Source organism: Kitasatospora sp. NPDC088548, from assembly GCF_044753005.1.
GTDB lineage: Bacteria > Actinomycetota > Actinomycetes > Streptomycetales > Streptomycetaceae > Kitasatospora.
Genome location: NZ_JBIVMI010000032.1, coordinates 51,402 through 67,837, shown reverse-complemented (window position 1 = coordinate 67,837; position 16,436 = coordinate 51,402). Strand labels below are relative to the sequence as shown.

The window sequence follows — 16,436 nt, the reverse complement described above, 5'->3', positions numbered from 1 at the left end:
CTCTACGGGTTCTCGTCTGCGGGTTCCCACGGGGTCGCGTTGGCCTCCCAGGCCTGCGAGTAGTCGCGGTCGGTGAACTGCTCGGCGAGGCCGGTCTGCTGGACGTACTTGAGCACCGCGTCGGGCTCCAGGCCGAGCTCCTTCTTGAACCAGTCGTAGCCCTTCCCGGACCGGCTCAGCTCCAGCACCATGTCGGACAGGCCTTCGATGGTGTCGACGCCGCGGGCGTTGTTGTGGCGCAGGGTTGCCGCCTGTCGGGCCGTGCGGCCCTTGCGGCGCAGGCGGATGGTGGTCACCGGGAGCCTGCCGCGGACGGCCTCGCGGATTCCGGGGTCGGTCTTGCCCACCAGGTGCCGGTGGAAGCCGTCCACGACCTCCCGCAGCGGGCTGCCGTCCTCCCGGGGCTGCTCGGGGGCGGTGACGATCGGCTGGGTGTACCCGTCGGTGGTGATCGAGTGGCGCAGCAGGTCGAGCTGCTGGGGCGCGACGTGGTTGGGGTTGTAGTCGTTGCCCTCGACCTGTTCGCTGCGCACCCACAGGACCAGGTCGACGGGCTGGTCCTTCATCGGCGAGTACTGGTGGAGCTCGGCGCGGAGATCGTTGATGACGTCCATCCGGTCGTCCTCGGAGAGCTCCTGGAGGCGCTGGAAGAGGACTCGGGCAGCGGCGGTGATCTCGGCTGCGGTGGTCTCGGCGAGGAGGCTGTCGAAGCCGGGCTGCTCGGTGGCGGTCACGGGGTGGCCTCCCTGGTGAACTTGTCGAACTTCTCGGTGAAGGGGATGTGGGTGAAGCCGGCGGCGAGGAAGTGGTCCCGGCGAGCCCGGGCGGCGGTCGCGTGCAGGGCCCGCCCGTCGGCGGCCCTGACGGCGGCGCGCAGCAGCAGGGTGTAGAGGGCGGCCCGTTCGCCGGGGGCGACGTAGAGGGACTCCACGTGCAGGTCCTTGGTGGTGGCGCGCGGGGTGAGGCCGACGAAGCCGAGTGTCCGGCCGGCCGGGTCGCGGGCGACGATCCAGGTTTTCCCGTCGTCGTCGAACGGCGCGTAGCCGCCGAGGGCCTTGTGGACGGTGCGGCGGGCGAGGAGGGGGCCGAGCAGCGGGTAGAAGCGCTCGTCCTCGTTGGTCAGGGTGAGCAGCTCGGGGTCAGACGGTGCCACGGTAGCCCCACTCCCTGCGCTGGATCTCCATGCGCTTCTTGTACGCCGCGTACGAGTTCTTGTTCGCCGGCGGGGCCATGCTGAGCCCGCGGCAGTGGTAGTCGTGCGAGAGCAGGACCTTGACGATGCGCTTCCAGCTCGGGTGCACACGGTCGAGAGGTCCGTCGTCGGGGATCACGCCGCCCATGTCGCCGTTCTCGGGCCTGGCGAACCAGTTGATGAAGACGGCGATCTTGGTGCGGTAGTGCTCCGCGGTGACCGGCGGCATGCTCTCCAGCAGCCGCTGCGCGTACTCGTACCAGGTGATGTCGTCCGGCTTGGTGATGCTGATCCGGCCGGAGATGTTCCCGGTCTCCCGGGCGGTGCGCGCGCCGAAGGTCGCGCCCTGCACGCGGGCGGCGACCATGCCCCAGGTGTGCGGCTCGATCAGCTGGTAGAGCCACAGGCCCCGCTTCTGGTCGTCGCCGTACGGCTGGCACAGGCGCTGCTGGTGGAGCGTCAGCCCGGCCTGGTGCATCCGGTCGTACACCCTGTTGTAGGGGACGCGCTCGCGGCCGTTGAAGGTCCAGATGTCCTCGACCTGCCAGTCGTAGATCGGGTACGCGTTGTAGAGGGAGCGGCCGATCCAGGTGGTCCATTGCAGGTTGTCGTGGCGCTTCTTCGTCCGGCTGGCGATGGTGCGCCACCGGTTGAGGCTCTCCTGGGTGCGGATGCCGACCAGGCATGCCGTCATCTTGCCGCCGTGCTGCTCGCTGAGCCAGTGGCCGAACTCGGGGGTGAAGTCCTCGAATTCCATGCCGCGGTGGAAGAAGTCGAAGTAGTCCTCGTCGCCGATCGCCTCTTCCGGGCGCTCGCGCACCCAGACGTCCTCCAGTCCCGGCTCCCAGCACATCCACTCCGGCTGGAACTGGGAGACCGCGTTCCTCAGGTTCAGCGGGAGGGCGACCCAGTAGACGTCGAGAACGTCTTCGTGGCGGCGCAGCATGGTGCGCAGGAAGTCGACGGTGTGCTGGTACTGGGCTTCGAGGTCGACGATGAGGACGCCGAGCCGGCGGCCGCGGGTGCGGGCCTCGCGGGCGGCGAGCTCGACCATCACCCCGCTGTCCTTGCCGCCGGAGAAGGCGCAGTAGACGACGGCGAAGTCGTCGAAGACCCTGCTGATGCGGCGGCGGGCGGCGGTGAGCACGTCCGTGCCGAGCGGCTTCTTGTTCGGGCTGGTCGTCATCGGCGGGCCGCGCTCGGCTCGCGCGGGGGCAGGAGGTCGCGGTTGGCGTCCTGGAGGGCCTGTGCCTGGGAGGCAACGCCGTCGAGGATCGCGCGCCCGGCGGCGACCAGGCTGCCGTACTCGGGGCTGTAGTCGAAGTCGAGGAGGGCGAAGGCTTGGACGAGCGCGGCGTAGCGGGGCCGTGTGGTGTGCGCGAGAACGTCGCCGTCCTCGTGGTCGACCACCCAGAGGTTGGTCCCGTCGCCGTAGACGTCGATACCGCACATCCCGTCGGCGTCGAGGGTCTGCGTCAGGATGCCCGCGCCCAGGTGCTCGGTGTTGAGGCCGTGGCCTCGGTCCGGGGCCGGGCAGTCGAGGCCGCGTTCGATGAGCTCGCGCAGGACGGCTGCGCGGTCGCGCTGGCCACGGCCCCGGCGACGGACGACGTGGTCGACCGTACCCAGCTGCTCGTCGGTGAGGCGGACCTCGACCTTCGTGCCGACGTCCGGGCGTCCCCGGCCCCAGGGGTCGGTTTTGGTGGTGCTCATCTGCACTCCAGCGGAAGGGGCGTCATTCTCGGAATGTAATTTAGTTGAGGTTTGACGCATGCGTCAAACTGATCAGTTTCTGATTTATCCAATCCATTCCGGTCGGTGGCTCAGCCACGCCTCCGCCTGCTGCCTGGTCAACTGGACCACGTCCCCGGCTTCGTCCACCTGGAGGAACGCACGCCGTTCCTCGGTGACGCGGCCCGCGAAGTTCAGGGCGCGCAGCCTCTTCCACTGCGCCACAGGCGGGTCGAGGGGCCAGCTCGCCTCGTACAGACGGCCGGTGCGCAGGGTCCAGCAGAACAGCACTCCGCGCCACCCGCGGTCGTCGAGGGCGCCCTCGTAGTCCCGCTCCTCGCGCAGGAAGGCGCGGCGCAGGCCGAACTTCACGTCGCGGCCCGTGATCTCGGCGACCCAGGGCCGGTCGCCGCAGATCCGCTCCCGGATCCACCGGGCCCGGAAGCGGGTGTCCAGCGGGCGGGTGTCCAGCGCCTGGGCGAGGTCGGCGGCGAGCAGCGGTTCGGCCTCGGGCCAGGTGGCGGGCCGGACCTGCACGGTGGTGCGCCGGCCGGGACGCTGCGCGTGGTCGAGGACGACGGCGATCAGCTCGGTGAAGCCCTTCTCGTCCAGCACCCGCACGCCGGGGGCGTCGGCGGGCACCGGCGGCTGCTCAGGGCGGGGCACGAACCGCACCGTGAGGAGCTGGCCGTCCGGGACAGGGCCGCGGGTGGTGTGGCGCAGCGTCCACCACGGGCCGGAAACCGGCGGGCCGTCGGGGCAGGGGCCGGTGTGGTGGGCGCCGGCGGCCCAGTGGCCGGCGCCGGGCTCGATCCGGTGCCCGCACCCCGTGCACCAGGTGGTGCCCGTGGTCGGCGGTCCGGGCGGGGCGTCCGGCGGGCAGGTGTCTCGGTGGGCGGCGGCGTAGCGGGCCGGGCGGCGGCCGCGAGCGGTAAGGGCACGGGCGTACCGGTCGGGCTCGGAGCGGTTGACGAGCAGGGCTTGGCCGGTGCCGGCCGGAACCCAGCCGGAGCAGATCGCGCAGGGCCCGGCGAACCGGTTGGCCTCCAGGACCTCGGGCCGGGGCGGGCAGATGTCCTCGCGGTGCACCAGCACCCAGGCGCCCTTGCCGCCGCTGAGCGTGCCGGCACCGGGCGGGACCTGCTGTCCGCAGCGCCGGCACGGGCCCGCCAGCGTGTTGGGCCGCTCCTTGCCCTGGGCACGGTGCCAGGCGGCGCCCGGGGCGAGACGGCGGCGGACGAACGCGATCTCGCGGGCGCCGATCGGGCTGCGGCGTATCCAGGTCTTCACCACGGCCATGCCGCCCGGAGCGGCCGGGTCGACGCGGTGCAGGGCGACCTCGTACTCCTCGCCCGCGCAGTCCACCCCGACCACCAGGGCTCCGGCGGGCAGCGAGCAGCGGTAGCCGGCGTCCAGCCATTCGCCCTCCAGGGTGCGGGCGCTGGCCGCACCCTCGGGGCAGGCGGTGACCAGCCGCCTCCAGCCGGTGCGCCCCTCGGGCACCGTGGGGACCAGCACCGGGACGAGGGTGCGCGGCGCGAACGTAGCTGTCCCTCCTGCGGTCGCGGCCGGGCGGACTCCCCCGCCGGCGGGGCTCCTGCTGCCGTCCAACTCGTCTCCCCCTCCTCAACGGGCCACGGGCCCAGTCGAATTGTCAGTGGGTCAGGTCATCCTGGAATCAGATGGTTCGCGGTGCTTTGTGCCGTCCTGCCATCACTGTGCGCCATGGGTCTGACACTGCTGGTCCCGGCGCCGCCCCCGCTTACTCCCCGGGCCCCCAACGCGGTTCCGGGCCAGCTGCTCCTGCCGACCGACGGAGGACTACCGTGCTGCTCTCCCACCACCCCTTCCAGCGCTCCGGCGCCTGGGCCGCCGCCTTGCTGGCTGGCCTCCCCCACCCGGGCCTGGTCGGTGACGACGACCTCGACCGGGTGGCCGCGCGGATCGCCGCCGACTGCGAGCGGGCCGGGCGCCTGGCCAAGGGCGCATCCGGCTGGGCCTGGCTCGTGCGGCTGGCCGGCATGTATCCGCAGTCGCCGCCCGTGCACCCCTCCCGGGCCAAGAATCCGCAGCCGATCGGCGCCCGCGTCCTGGACTTCCTCGGCCCCGACCCCGACCCCGTGCATGTGGTCGAGCAGGGCGGCCGGGTGTGGCCGTGCTGGATGTGCCAGGTCCCCGGGGCCTCGATCCGCTGGGGCAAGGACAAGCTGCCGCTGAGCGACTCGGCGCAGCACCTCAACAACTCAACCGTCTACGGCGGCGGGTACCCGCTGTGCCGCTCCTGCCGGGTCGCCGTCTGGGCGCTGCCCTACACCACCGCCACCAGCGCCACCGGGCTGAACGTCACGGTTGGCTGCTGGGACGAGCGGACCGAGCGCACGATCGCCACCACGTTCCTCGCCGTCAACCAGCAGGCCCGGGCTGAGGGCTGGACCAGCTGGCGCCAGGGCCCCAGCGCCGAGGACGTCCTGTGGCAGCTGCTGGCCGACCACCGCGAGAACCGCGTGCAGCTGGACCTCCAGCGCTGGTCCAACGACAACCGCACCCCCCGGCTCGACATCCGCCACCTCTCCCCCCAGGCCGCCCTTCGGCTCGCCGACCTCCACCACGACGCCGACCCGGCCGAGCTGCGCCGCGCCGCGCGTACCACCGGCCATCACCCGCTCGATCTCGCCCTCAGCCCGGACCTGCTCGACCAGGCGCTCACCACCGCGCCGCGATGGGCCGCCCACGTCCTGACGGCCCTCGACCCCGACCAGCCGCCGACCGCCGCACCCACCACCAACACCATCCACGCGACCACCCGCTGAACGAGGAGCACCCCGTGAACACCGACACCACCCGCACCGCCTCGTACAACCTGCTGACCGAGCCCTGGATCCCCGTCACGGACGCCGACTACGGCAACACCCACGTCGGAATCGCCACCGCCCTGCTGGAGGCCCACCGGCTGCGGCTCGGCTCCCCCGGCTTCGACCAGCAGGTCCTGCTGCGCCTGCTGCTCGCCGTCCTGGACGCGGCCGCCGGACCGACCAGCGAAGCCGAGTGGGACACCGCCTGGTCCGCCCCGACGCTGCCCGCCGACCGCATCCGCGCCTACCTCGACCGCTGGGCCCCGCGGTTCGACCTCTTCGGGGAGCAGCCGTTCGGGCAGTGCGCCGCGCTCACGGAGGCGAACAGGGACACCCACCTCCTCAAGCCCTCCCGGTGGGGCGGCCACGGCCGGGAGTTCCTCGACCACTCCCTGCTGGAGGAGCCGCGCCCGTTCGAGCCGGCCGAGGCGGCGCTGGCGCTGCTGCGCTTGCAGGCGTTCCACCCCGGCGGGATCCAGGGCGCGCACCCGCAGGACCCCCGGGGCAAGGGCGGTCGGATCTACGGCTCCAAGCCGGGGCACGCGAGCGTGGTGGCCAACCTCGTCGTCAACAGCATGGGCGCCACGCTCAAGGATCTGCTGCTGCTCAACCTCCCGCCGCGGCCACGCGCCGCGGGCGACCGGCCGGTCTGGGAGCGGGAGGCCGCCGGCGCCGCCGGAGAAGCGCGGGAGCCGCAGGGCCGGCTGGACCTGTGGACCTGGCAGACCCGGCGCACCCGGCTTTTCGTCGACGAAAGCTCCCAGGTGGTGGGCCTGGCTCTGCACGACGGCGACCGGATGGCCGACCCCAAGGCCTGCATGCACGCCCTCGACCCGCTGACCGCCCGCACCACGAAGGGCTCGCCACTGCCGGTCACCGACGCGGCCAGCTTCGAGGTCGTCTGGTCGGCCGGCCTCCTACTCGACCCCGCCGGGGCCGCCACCGCCACCAGCCCCGTCGTCGAGCACGTCCTGCTCGCCGCCGAGCGCGGCACCCTCGACCCCGGCCTGCGCCTGGCCGCCGAGCTGCTTCAGGTCCAGCACTCCAACCAGCACCGCGCCAGCATCTTCGGCATCCGAGAGGTCACCTCCTCGCTGGGCACGGCCGCTTCCCTGGCCACCGTCGGCGGCCGGGCCTCCCTGGCCGCCGCCGCCCGGCTCGCGCACGACGTGCAGCGCGCGCTGTACGGCGCGGGCGCGGACGCCTTCCGCCAGCAGATCAAGGACATCGCGCCCCGCCAGAGCGCCTCCCTCGCCCGCCTCATGTCCAACAACCACGCCTGGGAGGACATCGCCCGGGAGCCCGAGCCCGGCCTCGACCGCTGGACCGCCGCCCTGCGCCGCGCCCTGGACGGCGTCGCCCAGGAAATGGCCACCACCGACCTCATGGCCACCGCCCGCTTCCAGGTTGAGGCCGAGAACATCCTCTTCCGGTACTCCCGGCGCGCCAAGAAGACGGCCGCGCAGGCCGCAGTCCGGACCGTGGTGCCCGCCGCCCGCGCCGCCGCGTGAACCACGCCGGTGGTGCAACCCCTCGGACCGGGGTTGCACCACCGGCTTCGCCGGCCTCCTGCCGATGGGGCGCTCGCTCTAACACTCCCGAAGTGGACCGTAGGTGATCGTCCGCGCACGGCGGGTGTTGACGGCCCCCCATAAAAGGTGTCACGCTGTCCGTGACACCTTTTATGGGAGGCGCAGACATGAGCGTGCTGGCGGGCGTGACGGCGGAAGACCTGTCCTCGTGGGACAGGCCCGACTCCTCATGGGTGACCTACTGGGCCCACGAGGGACGCTGGTCGCAGTACGAGACGCAGGGGCTTCCGAACGACAGCCGGCTCATGCTGCCCACCGGCGCGGTGCCCGTTCCGGGGCTGCTGGCCGATGGACTGCTGCGGGTGTGGGTCGACACGGCGGAGGGCTGGCTGTGGGCGGCGCTCCCGAAGGACGCGGCGCGATGGGCCTCAGGCGAGGTGCCGAGCTGGGTTCGGTGGACGGGGTCGGACAGCCGCTACCCGCACAAGGCCGAGGCGACGATCCACGAGCCGGTGATGGTCCGCCGCCGCCTCGCCGACGGTGAAGCAGTCGTACTGCTGGACCAGGTCATGCCGCCGGTCGGCGACTACCAGCTGCCCCCGGAGTGGGCGCAGGTGCTGCGCCTGGGCGGCTGGTACCCGCGGGACCTGACGGCTGAATTCTCCTTCGGCCCGCCGGTGGGCGAGCGCCGGGTGTGGTGGCGCATCGAGGATCTGGAGGACGCGCAGGCCCTCGCACGAAGCCTCCCGGCCTGGTGGAAGCACCAGGGATGGCCGCTCGACCGGACCCGGCCGTACCGGGACCACGGGCCGCTGGCCCGCCACCTCGCGCTCCTGGTCGACGAGGGGATTCCCGCGCCGGTGGCGGCGGCCCACCGCGAGGTCGGCAAGTCCCTCGACCTCGACACGATCCGGGCCTCGGTCAACCCGGCGATCCCGAACGACGCGACCCGGGTCCGCCTGACCCGGTCCGGGGACCGCCCGTACTTCGCGCTGAACGCGCAGTCGGCCCGGACGCAGCTGGCGAAGCAGAATCCGGACGCGGCCTACACCCTGGTCCACGAGGTGCACGCCGACCGCGTCCCCGGCCTGGTGCCGCTGCACGTCGACCCCGCATGGCACCTCGTGGTGTGGTCGGACGGCGCCGTCCACGCGCCGGCCGAGGTGTACCAGCCCGACGCCCCGCACATCGGCGGCGAATGGGCCCCGGAGTACCAGCGGCTCGCGGCGACCGCAGAGCTGGTGAAGCAGTGCACCCGGGCCTCGAACTGGGCCGAGCTCCAGCAGGAGCGACCGTGGGAGAGCTGGCTGGACGCCGACGGCGTGGCCATCGACACCCCGACGACGGTGTCGGCCCGCGCCCACGGTGCCGAGCGCACGGTCACCCTGACCCGGTACGCCATCTCCCTCGCCGACGCACAGCCGGCCGAGCTGTGGAAGGTGGAGGTCCGCACGGTGGCGCCCAACCAGGTCGACCCGGCCGTCACCTTCGCCCTGTACACCTCGCGAGCTGAGGCCGAGGCCGCGTTCGCGGTGGCGGACGACGGCCTGCCGCCCGTGATGACCGTGCCGGAGCTGGCCAAGCACTTGGGGGTGAAGGGCGACACGTTGCGTCAGGCGCTGCACCGGGAACGCCGCAAGCGGCACGGGGCGTGGACGATCGGCCAGGTCATGTCCGCGCAGGCGGAACCGGGCTGGGTCGGCACGGCCGGACCGCCGACCGAGGCGGCGCGGCCGGACAACCCCTCACTGAACCACCTGCACGATCCGCGGGTGGTGCTCACCTGGTGGCACAACCGGCCCGGACACGGACCGGGCCGAGGCCACACCGGGGCCAGGTAGCCCTGCCCGGCGCGAGCCGGGAGATTATCGCGACGGGCTGCGGGGCTCATGCCGGATCCCGTAACGAGGCGGGGCAAAGGCCCAGTTGATCGGGCGAGACGCCGCCCAGCAAACTGGACCCGGGGAGGATGCCGGATCTCCTCGTGGTGGTCCTACCCGCTCTGCGGGTATCGCGGCCCGACCCGGCACGGGCCGCCGCCGCGCGCCGCGCTCCGCAGGCGCGCGTCCGACCACCCACGAGGTACCCCCATGCCCGCTCCCGCTCCGCACACCCCGACCGTGCACTCCCAGGCCGTCACCGTCGCCACCCGCTCGGGGCCCGAACCCCGGTGGGTGGTGTGGACCGACCGCGAGGCCCTCTTCTGCCACGGGTGCGACGCCCTGGTCGGCCTCGCCGTCGACGATCCCCCGGTACACCTGACGCCGGCGACCTTGACTGCACCGCAGCCGCGCCGCTGTCTCCAGCACACCTGCGGCACCTGGAACATCCCGCCCTGGCGCGTGGTGACCACCGAGGAGGACGTGCCGGCCGCCGCCGCCGAGCTCATGAAGGTGCGCAGCCGCAACGTGGCCGCCCTGCGCGCCGAGCTGCGCCGCCGTACCGCCATGGTCCTGCGCCGCGTGGTGGAGAGCGAGCAGCCGCCGGACCGGGCCGGATACCCGCTCGACCTGTGCGGGCTGCACGCCAGCGTCGAGGCGGACGAGAGGGGTTGGCGCGGTTCGTGCATCGACCCCGAGCAGCCTGGCCCCGAGACCATGATCGAGGTCCGGCCCGCCGAGCTGCCCGGCCTGCTCCCCGGCTACCTGCCGGCATTGCCCCCGTACGGGCCGACGCTGGCCAGGCTGCCGGGCACCACCGCCGTCCCGCCGCCGTACCAGGGGCCGCGGTGGGAGATCAGCGACTTCGCGCCCGGCGACCAGGACTCCCCGCTCCCCGACCCCTGGCGAATCGGGGACATCCTGCGGGTGGAGGTACTGGACCGGCTCCCGCCGGCGGACGATCCGCAGCCCTGCCACGGGATCGACGACAGCGACCTCGACCAGTTCCTCAGTCAGCCCCTTGACAGCTTCCTCTACCAGCCGACCGAACCTCATGTCCCCGCAGGCGCGCCGGGATACGAACGCCTGTCCCCCGGGCTGATCGCCATGACCGCCACCGTGGTCGAGATCGACCAGCCGGAATGGTGCGATGAGGACGATGAAGACGGCCACCCGGACGACGAGATGAGCGGCTGGCTGCGACGCGCCTGGGTACGCCCCGCCACCCCAGAGGAAGCTGCCGCCCTGCTCGCTACCCGCGAGCCGCACCGCTAGATGCACCACACAGCTGCACCGGCCCGAGTCCAGTATCTTGACCAGCTGTGGGCACCTCTCCGAAGGGCGGTCTCGGCCGCCCGCTCGACCTCAACCTTCCCCCAGCCCCAGCGGGCCGTCCGACTCGCCATCCCGGCCGGACGGCAGCCGAACGCAGTGCCGAAGCGCCCGTGCCTCCCGACCTCCAAGTGGCGCTGGGACGAGCTCGGCGCCGGGACCGGGCAGCGGAGCAGCGTGCACAGCAACTCGTCCCCGGCGTCCTGCTGACCGGGCAGCCCCTCACCAGCTCCGCAAGGCAGGGAACATGACCGACCCGATCCGCGAGCACACCGAGGTCTCGATCACCCGGCTGCTGCGCCCGTGGCTCAACCAGGAGAGCAACTGCGTCCCCTTCGAGGAGACTGCTCAGCTGCTGGCCGGCACGATCGAGGTGACCAGCGCGGTCCTCGGGTGCGGGAGCTGCAGAAGATCCAGGCATCCACCGAGAACCTGAAGTACATCGCCGAACACGGCGTCCCGCGACCGCGGGAGAGTGCGGAGGGTTCGCGCAGGACCGACCGCGCACGCGGTCAGGAGGCGGACGTCGATGACTCCGAGGGCACCGAGTCGTCGCCCTCAAGGCGCGAGCAAGTGCTGGGCCTGCTCGGCCAGGCGCCTCGACGAAGCTGGAAGGTGCGGGACATCGCCCGTGCCCTGCACATCGAGAACGTGAAGAGCCTGCGGACCAGCATGGACGACTTCGTCCGGAATGGCGTCGTGCACAAGAACCACGACACTTCGACGTACTTCCTCGGGGATTCGACCGCCCAGACGTTCTTCTAGCGCATTAATGCGAGTGTGGCCGCCGCCGGTTTTCGAGGACCGACGGCGGCCGTTGATGCGGAAGCCGCCGACCTACCAAAGTCTGGGTTTCGCGCGTCGCCGTCCACTTTAGCCCCTGATGGATTTGAGTGGTGCGGCTTCGCGCGGAATCCGTATTCCCTTCGCCCGAAGGAAGTACGAGCCGTGCCGTCATTCTGTTCTTCACCCACGCCCCTCGCCGGTCCGCCCGGCCATGGGAGCGGGTCACATCGCGCGTCCGGGCCACAGATCGGTTTCGAGGGCGCGTTCGAGGCTGGCGATGGTCAACAGGTCCGGCCATCCCGAGCCGGCGAGGACGTTGGCGATGGTCTGCCGGTTGATCCCGGAGTCGCGGGCGAGCCGGTTGGCGCTGATGCTGCGGTCGCTCATGACCATGGCGAGGCGGCGAGCGAGGGCCTGGGCGACGCGGGCACCGTGGTGCTCAGCCAGTGCGGCATCGGGCCAGATCCCGGTGAGGACGAAGGCGCGCGGGGAGAGCGCGCGGGGAGAGTCTCCAGGCACGCCATCCAGGACCCGCGTGCTCCCCTTTCTCCGTCCGGTTCCCGCCGAACGGGCCGCCGGACTCCTGCGGGACGGCATGTGACCGACCGCCCGGCAACCCCGCGCTTCCCACGGATCGCGGATGCCGACGTCGAGCACGCCCTCGGCTCGGTCTGCGACGCGGATACACGCACCGAACTGTCCAGCCTGGTGCACCACGACACGGGCCGGCACCGGCTGCTGACCGTGGACGGCCTGCTCGCCGGGATGCAGCTGTGTGCCGAACGGCACAACGGCCAGGTCCTGCTCGACCGCACCACCGCGATCCTCCAATGGGCGGTCAGCCCCCGCATGCGCGAACGCTTCCACATCCCCGAGCGCCCCGACAGCGCGCGCGGCTTCGAGGCGTCCTACGCGGTGGTCCGCCGACTGTTCCACCAGCTCCTCGCCGCGATGGACCCATCGGCCCTGCCCAAGAACCGCCGCACCGACAAGGCCGAGGCCGCCCGGATCTCAGCCGCCGCCGATCCCAGCGATCTGCGGCGACGCGGTCAGATCCTGCTCCGGATCACCAACGCACTGGTCGACGCCTCTCTCACGGACCTGCGTTCCCACCTCGACCGGCACTGGGACGGGTCGACCGCCGTGGATGCCACGCCCATCCGCGCCTTCGCGAAGGGCGTACGCACCGCGGGTCCGGAGCTGGCGACCGATCCCGATGCGGGCTGGTACGTCCGAGAGGGCGACCACCGAGACCCCGACACGCTGCCGGCAAAGGCCCCGCCCAAGCGCAAGGGCGCCAAGGCAACCGAGGGACAGGCCCGCCGAAGACGCAGCGCGAAAACCCTGTTCGGCTATGACGCCACTCTGGCCGTCGCCCGCAATCCCACCCATGACGGAGCACCCCGCCCTGACGGGTCCCCCGACCCGCGTGCCGTCCCGGCCGTCGTCACCGGCTTCACCCTCGACAAGCCCGGGCACGCACCCGGCCTCAACGCCACCCGCGTGCTGACCGACGTCCGCCGTCGCGGCCACCCGGCCGGGTTCCTCGCCGGTGACCGCGCCTTCAACAACTCCATCCCCGACCAGTTCCAGCTGCCCACCCGGGCCTTGGGCTACCGACTGGTCTTCGACTACCGGCAGGACCAACTGGGTATCCAGGCCGGCACGGCGGGCGCGCTTCAGGTCGAGGGCCAGTGGTACTGCCCGGCCATCCCGCAGCCGCTCATCACTACGACGGCGGATCTCCACAACTCCCTTATTGACCAGTATACTTGGGCCGCCAGGATCGCTGCCCGCGTCCCGTTCCAGCTCGTCCCCAAGCAGCACCCGGACGCTGAGGGGCATCAGCGGATGAGCTGTCCCGCCTCCGCCGGACGCCTGCAGTGCCCGCTCAAGAAGGCCAGTATGGGACGCGATCCCCGCCTGCCGGTCGCCGATCCTGCCCCCAGTCCAGTCGGCCCGGCGAAGATCTGTGCCCAGCACACCATCACCATCGCCCCCGAGGCGAACGCCCAGGTCACAGCCTCGCCCGCCGATCGAGCTCTAGATAAACAACGAGCACTTCAACGGATACGCGAAGGACCCGATCAGCGAAGCCATCGAGATCTCCGGCCGCCGCCGCATCCGAGGCATCGCCGCCCAGACCTTCCTCCTGGCATTCCAGCTCGCCCATGCCAACAGAAGGAAGATCAACCGCTGGCTCGACACGGTCCCCGCCGGCGACCAGCCACCACGCCGCCGACCAACCCGACGGCGCAAGACCAAGCCCCTCGGCACCTGGACCCCCACCGGCCACCTCGAACAAGCGGTCTGAGGCAGCACCGAAACGGCCCACCAGGCCCCAGCCTGCCCACAAGCAGCCGCAGCACCCCTGTGCAGGTGGGAAACTCCTGCCTCATCAGCACGAACGGCGAAACGGCGCCTCCCTCAGCAACTTTCGTCACTGTGGAAAGCACCGTTTCGTCGGTACTTCTGCTGCTGCTCGGGGACGGGGCCGAGGTCAACGGTCATCTGGCCGGCTCCGGCTCGCCTGGCCGGGTTGGAACTCGCTGGCAGATCATGACGATCCCCGACGATCTCGACCGGTGGAGCCCCGGCAACGTCCAGGAGTGGCTGCGGGGGCTGGAGGACGATCCGAGCGTGACGGACGACGACTTCCGCAGGGCCCAAGAGGCCGCCAACCTGGTCATCCTGGGCAGCTAAGGCTGGAGCGGGTCGGGGTGGGGAGTCGAAGGTCCTGGGCCGCCGCGGTGGTCAGGTTGCCGTCGTCATCGCGATGGCGTGCCGGCCGGCGGCGTTGGCCCGCTCGATCGCGCGGTCGTGCCGCTCGTTGGCCTCGCCGACTGGATCGCGCGTCAGGCTGATCGCGTCGGCGGCCTCGATGTTCGTAATGTAGACCTCGACGGCCGCCGCGAACGAGTCCATGGCCGCGGTGCTGCGGCTGCGGGCCATGTCTTGGGCCAGCGTCCAGAAGCCCTTGGCGAGCGCGGCGTGGTCAGGACGGTCGACGGAGGTCAAAAAGGACGTGCCGACCGCGACGCCGGCCAGAGCCCGCTGCGCCCGTGCCGCTGACGCCCAGGCTGTGCGGTCAAGGTGCGTGCCGGGCAGCAGGTAGCGGCTGCGGGCCTCGGCCAGGTCGCGCGCGACCGCCCCGCGACCTCCGTCGACCCGGGCGCGCAGCAGCTCCATGATGATGCTGGTGACCACTGCCAGGGCGATGACCGAAACGATCACGGGCTTGATGTACGGGGAGAACGGCACCCTGCCCGGTTCGAGGGCCGTCAGCATCTTGGGCATCAGCCAGAACATCCCGGGAACCAGGACGGCACCCATCACGACGGTGATGAGCACCCCACGGGCGCCCACCGCCAACTTCGAGTGGTCAAACCCTGCGGTCCGGGGGAGTGGGGCGCCCGGATCGCGGAGCACCTGGGGATGCTGTGCCGCGACCATGCGCACGGTCTCCTGGACCTTCGTCGGCAGACCGGGATCCACAATGACGACGGCGCCCCGACAGCCGGATCGAAACATCATCGGTGATCACCCTCCATCGTTCGTTACCCGCCCAGCGACGGGCCCGCCCAGTATGGGCCCGCCCGCCGACAGACCCTAGCTAGGGCGAGCAGAACCTCGCGCACACAAAGCTCCGGGGTCTCCACCGACAGTCCGAACGGCCGTTCACCTGCACCGCACCGACACCGGAAGGCGCGCTCCCGATGGAAGGCGCCTATGGTATCCCGGCCGGACTAGAGCTCACCGCTTGGCCGTTGGACCCCGGCTGCGGGCGCAGACGCGGAAGTCGGTGCACCGTCCGTACCAGTCAGCCAGGATGGTGTCCATGAACAGCGAGATGCCGCCAGAGCCGGCATGGAACTCACCGGAGTACCGCACGATCGCGTTGGAGCGGGTCGCCACCAGCATCCCGGCAGGGGACAACGGGGCGGCGGCGTTCCTGTCCGCGACGGTCGCCTTCTTCGGGGACGGCGACACGGTTCGGGAGACGGAGGTCTTCCAGAAGGCCGCCGAGTACTTCAGAGCCCACCCGGAGCTCACCGTCCACGCGGCGAACTGGACCAGGACTACGGACGGCGGGAGCGAACTGCTCCGACTGGAGGTCAGCGTCACCCCGCCGGAGTGGATCCCGCCCAACGACGTCCCGCGCCTCTACCCGTGGGCCGGCAGATAGCGTCTGCGGTGAAAGCCCGTGCAGGCCGGGCCGCCCCGGGGCCTGTTCAAGACCGCCCATCCCCCGCCTTAGCGGCCAACGTCCCCACCCACCAAAACCACCCGTCCCTGGGGAGAAGCGGGTAGTTCACGGCCCCGGGGAGCGCACCCCCGCTCTGCCCGGGGGCGGAGGAGCCTATACCAGATCACTGCTCAAGACGGCGCAGAGCCCTACGAGGTTTTGACGCAGGCCTGCGCGGTCACTGGCGACGAGGCCTGGCAGGCCGAACGGTGGACGAGGGCGGTGGCGACGATGCCCGGGGACGCCACGTGCAGGGCGTTCAGCAGGGCCTCGGCGCAGGCCTCCGATCCGGTGCCGTCCTGGTAGTGCAGGGCGATCTCGAACGCCTCGGTCGCACGGGCCGTGACCCCCGCCAGGCGAGCCCGTCGAGCGGGTCCGGGATGGCGCTGCCTAGCAGGGGGAAGGCGCGCGGCGGACGACGGGTGTGTGGAGCTGAAGGCCGTGAACATGCACTGGGGCTCCTACCTGGGCGGAGACCGGATCACCAAGACGTGCGAGACCAACGTGCGGGCGCCCGTCGACGCGTGGACCCACCAGACCCGCGTCCGGCCCGTCGAGCTGCTCGCCCTAACCGCCGTTCGCCGCGACCCCGGTAAAAACACCCGGAGCTTCCGTCGCTGCTGACCGACGTGGTGACGGCCTGGCACGCAGCGACGGCGGGGCAGGCCACGCAGGCCCAGGCGTTGCGGTCCACCACGTCGGCCTGCGCTACGGCCGGACGGCTCGGCGGCCGCCATGGGCTGTTCGCGCTGGTCTCCCTGACCGCTGTGGTGGCCGTGGCCCTGCTCACCGAGCAGGCCGAGCAGATCGGTACGACTCCGGAGGCACTGCTTGACGGCATGGCCCTCCAGTTCACCGAGGATGCACAGGCCTAACCCTTCGGCC

Annotated in this window: 18 protein-coding genes; 10 read left to right on the top strand and 8 right to left on the bottom strand. The window is 71.7% G+C overall.

The window, feature by feature from the left end; all coding sequences use genetic code 11:
* Positions 1-2: 2 nt before the first annotated feature.
* From ACIP82_RS31980 to ACIP82_RS31960, 5 genes are all read right to left on the bottom strand, one after another.
* Complete coding sequence (locus tag ACIP82_RS31980) at positions 3-734, bottom strand: ParB N-terminal domain-containing protein (RefSeq protein ID WP_400658571.1); 732 nt, start codon at positions 732-734, stop codon at positions 3-5.
* Positions 731-1,153: a hypothetical protein gene (locus ACIP82_RS31975; RefSeq protein WP_400658569.1), complete on the bottom strand. Its 423-nt coding sequence runs from the start codon at positions 1,151-1,153 to the stop codon at positions 731-733. The genes ACIP82_RS31980 and ACIP82_RS31975 overlap by 4 nt, the downstream gene beginning before the upstream one ends.
* A complete protein-coding gene (locus tag ACIP82_RS31970; protein ID WP_400658567.1) occupies positions 1,140-2,378 on the bottom strand; it encodes a DUF3440 domain-containing protein in 1,239 nt (412 codons plus the stop codon). The genes ACIP82_RS31975 and ACIP82_RS31970 overlap by 14 nt, the downstream gene beginning before the upstream one ends.
* Positions 2,375-2,905 carry a hypothetical protein gene (locus ACIP82_RS31965; protein ID WP_400658565.1) on the bottom strand — a complete coding sequence of 177 codons (531 nt, stop codon included), beginning with the start codon at positions 2,903-2,905 and terminating at the stop codon, positions 2,375-2,377. Before ACIP82_RS31965 ends, ACIP82_RS31970 begins: the two co-directional genes overlap by 4 nt.
* Positions 2,906-2,989: 84 nt before the next feature.
* Positions 2,990-4,441: a hypothetical protein gene (locus ACIP82_RS31960; protein ID WP_400658563.1), complete on the bottom strand. Its 1,452-nt coding sequence runs from the start codon at positions 4,439-4,441 to the stop codon at positions 2,990-2,992.
* 308 nt (positions 4,442-4,749) lie between these two features.
* Between ACIP82_RS31960 and ACIP82_RS31955 the strand changes: the two genes are divergently transcribed.
* From ACIP82_RS31955 to ACIP82_RS31930, 6 genes are all read left to right on the top strand, one after another.
* Positions 4,750-5,733: a hypothetical protein gene (locus ACIP82_RS31955; protein ID WP_400658561.1), complete on the top strand. Its 984-nt coding sequence runs from the start codon at positions 4,750-4,752 to the stop codon at positions 5,731-5,733.
* 14 nt (positions 5,734-5,747) lie between these two features.
* Positions 5,748-7,286, top strand: coding sequence for a type I-E CRISPR-associated protein Cse1/CasA (gene casA, locus ACIP82_RS31950; RefSeq protein WP_400658559.1), 1,539 nt, complete (start codon positions 5,748-5,750; stop codon positions 7,284-7,286).
* Between the two features lie 188 nt (positions 7,287-7,474).
* Positions 7,475-9,148, top strand: a complete 1,674-nt coding sequence (locus tag ACIP82_RS31945; RefSeq protein WP_400658557.1) for a hypothetical protein — start codon at positions 7,475-7,477, stop codon at positions 9,146-9,148.
* Positions 9,149-9,397: 249 nt separating this feature from the next.
* Positions 9,398-10,462, top strand: coding sequence for a hypothetical protein (locus ACIP82_RS31940; RefSeq protein ID WP_400658555.1), 1,065 nt, complete (start codon positions 9,398-9,400; stop codon positions 10,460-10,462).
* 304 nt (positions 10,463-10,766) lie between these two features.
* Positions 10,767-10,955, top strand: a complete 189-nt coding sequence (locus ACIP82_RS31935; protein ID WP_400658553.1) for a hypothetical protein — start codon at positions 10,767-10,769, stop codon at positions 10,953-10,955.
* Positions 10,913-11,284, top strand: a complete 372-nt coding sequence (locus ACIP82_RS31930; protein WP_400658551.1) for a hypothetical protein — start codon at positions 10,913-10,915, stop codon at positions 11,282-11,284. Before ACIP82_RS31935 ends, ACIP82_RS31930 begins: the two co-directional genes overlap by 43 nt.
* 243 nt (positions 11,285-11,527) lie before the next feature.
* Here the strand turns inward: ACIP82_RS31930 and ACIP82_RS31925 are convergent, their stop codons facing one another.
* Positions 11,528-11,824 (bottom strand): helix-turn-helix domain-containing protein, encoded by a 297-nt coding sequence (locus ACIP82_RS31925; protein WP_400658549.1) that lies wholly within the window; start codon positions 11,822-11,824, stop codon positions 11,528-11,530.
* Positions 11,825-11,902: 78 nt separating this feature from the next.
* Between ACIP82_RS31925 and ACIP82_RS31920 the strand changes: the two genes are divergently transcribed.
* A complete protein-coding gene (locus ACIP82_RS31920) occupies positions 11,903-14,008 on the top strand; it encodes a hypothetical protein (RefSeq protein ID WP_400658547.1) in 2,106 nt (701 codons plus the stop codon).
* A gap of 51 nt (positions 14,009-14,059) precedes the next feature.
* Here ACIP82_RS31920 and ACIP82_RS31915 read toward each other — a convergent pair whose 3' ends face one another.
* Complete coding sequence (locus tag ACIP82_RS31915; RefSeq protein WP_400658545.1) at positions 14,060-14,839, bottom strand: hypothetical protein; 780 nt, start codon at positions 14,837-14,839, stop codon at positions 14,060-14,062.
* Positions 14,840-15,143: 304 nt separating this feature from the next.
* Here ACIP82_RS31915 and ACIP82_RS31910 point away from each other — a divergent pair, with 304 nt between their 5' ends.
* Entirely contained in the window at positions 15,144-15,491 is a 348-nt protein-coding gene (locus ACIP82_RS31910) for a hypothetical protein (RefSeq protein ID WP_400658543.1), read from the top strand.
* A 209-nt stretch (positions 15,492-15,700) separates the two neighbouring features.
* Here the strand turns inward: ACIP82_RS31910 and ACIP82_RS31905 are convergent, their stop codons facing one another.
* Positions 15,701-16,000 (bottom strand): hypothetical protein, encoded by a 300-nt coding sequence (locus tag ACIP82_RS31905; protein ID WP_400658541.1) that lies wholly within the window; start codon positions 15,998-16,000, stop codon positions 15,701-15,703.
* On the opposite strand from ACIP82_RS31905, the gene ACIP82_RS31900 reads away from it, so the two are divergent.
* Together ACIP82_RS31900 and ACIP82_RS31895 are read left to right on the top strand one after the other, a co-directional pair.
* Positions 15,993-16,175, top strand: coding sequence for a hypothetical protein (locus tag ACIP82_RS31900; protein WP_400658539.1), 183 nt, complete (start codon positions 15,993-15,995; stop codon positions 16,173-16,175). The genes ACIP82_RS31905 and ACIP82_RS31900 overlap by 8 nt on opposite strands.
* 59 nt (positions 16,176-16,234) lie before the next feature.
* Entirely contained in the window at positions 16,235-16,426 is a 192-nt protein-coding gene (locus tag ACIP82_RS31895) for a hypothetical protein (protein WP_400658537.1), read from the top strand.
* The last annotated feature ends 10 nt before the right edge of the window (positions 16,427-16,436 follow it).

Bases quoted from the DNA above. Each gene is read 5' to 3' on its own strand.
- ACIP82_RS31970 (WP_400658567.1), bottom strand. From the start codon at position 2,378: ATGACGACCAGCCCGAACAAGAAGCCGCTCGGCACGGACGTGCTCACC.
- ACIP82_RS31965 (WP_400658565.1), bottom strand. From the start codon at position 2,905: ATGAGCACCACCAAAACCGACCCCTGGGGCCGGGGACGCCCGGACGTC.
- ACIP82_RS31945 (WP_400658557.1), top strand. From the start codon at position 7,475: ATGAGCGTGCTGGCGGGCGTGACGGCGGAAGACCTGTCCTCGTGGGAC.
- ACIP82_RS31940 (WP_400658555.1), top strand. From the start codon at position 9,398: ATGCCCGCTCCCGCTCCGCACACCCCGACCGTGCACTCCCAGGCCGTC.
- ACIP82_RS31935 (WP_400658553.1), top strand. From the start codon at position 10,767: ATGACCGACCCGATCCGCGAGCACACCGAGGTCTCGATCACCCGGCTG.
- ACIP82_RS31915 (WP_400658545.1), bottom strand. From the start codon at position 14,839: ATGATGTTTCGATCCGGCTGTCGGGGCGCCGTCGTCATTGTGGATCCC.
- ACIP82_RS31910 (WP_400658543.1), top strand. From the start codon at position 15,144: ATGAACAGCGAGATGCCGCCAGAGCCGGCATGGAACTCACCGGAGTAC.
- ACIP82_RS31905 (WP_400658541.1), bottom strand. From the start codon at position 16,000: ATGTTCACGGCCTTCAGCTCCACACACCCGTCGTCCGCCGCGCGCCTT.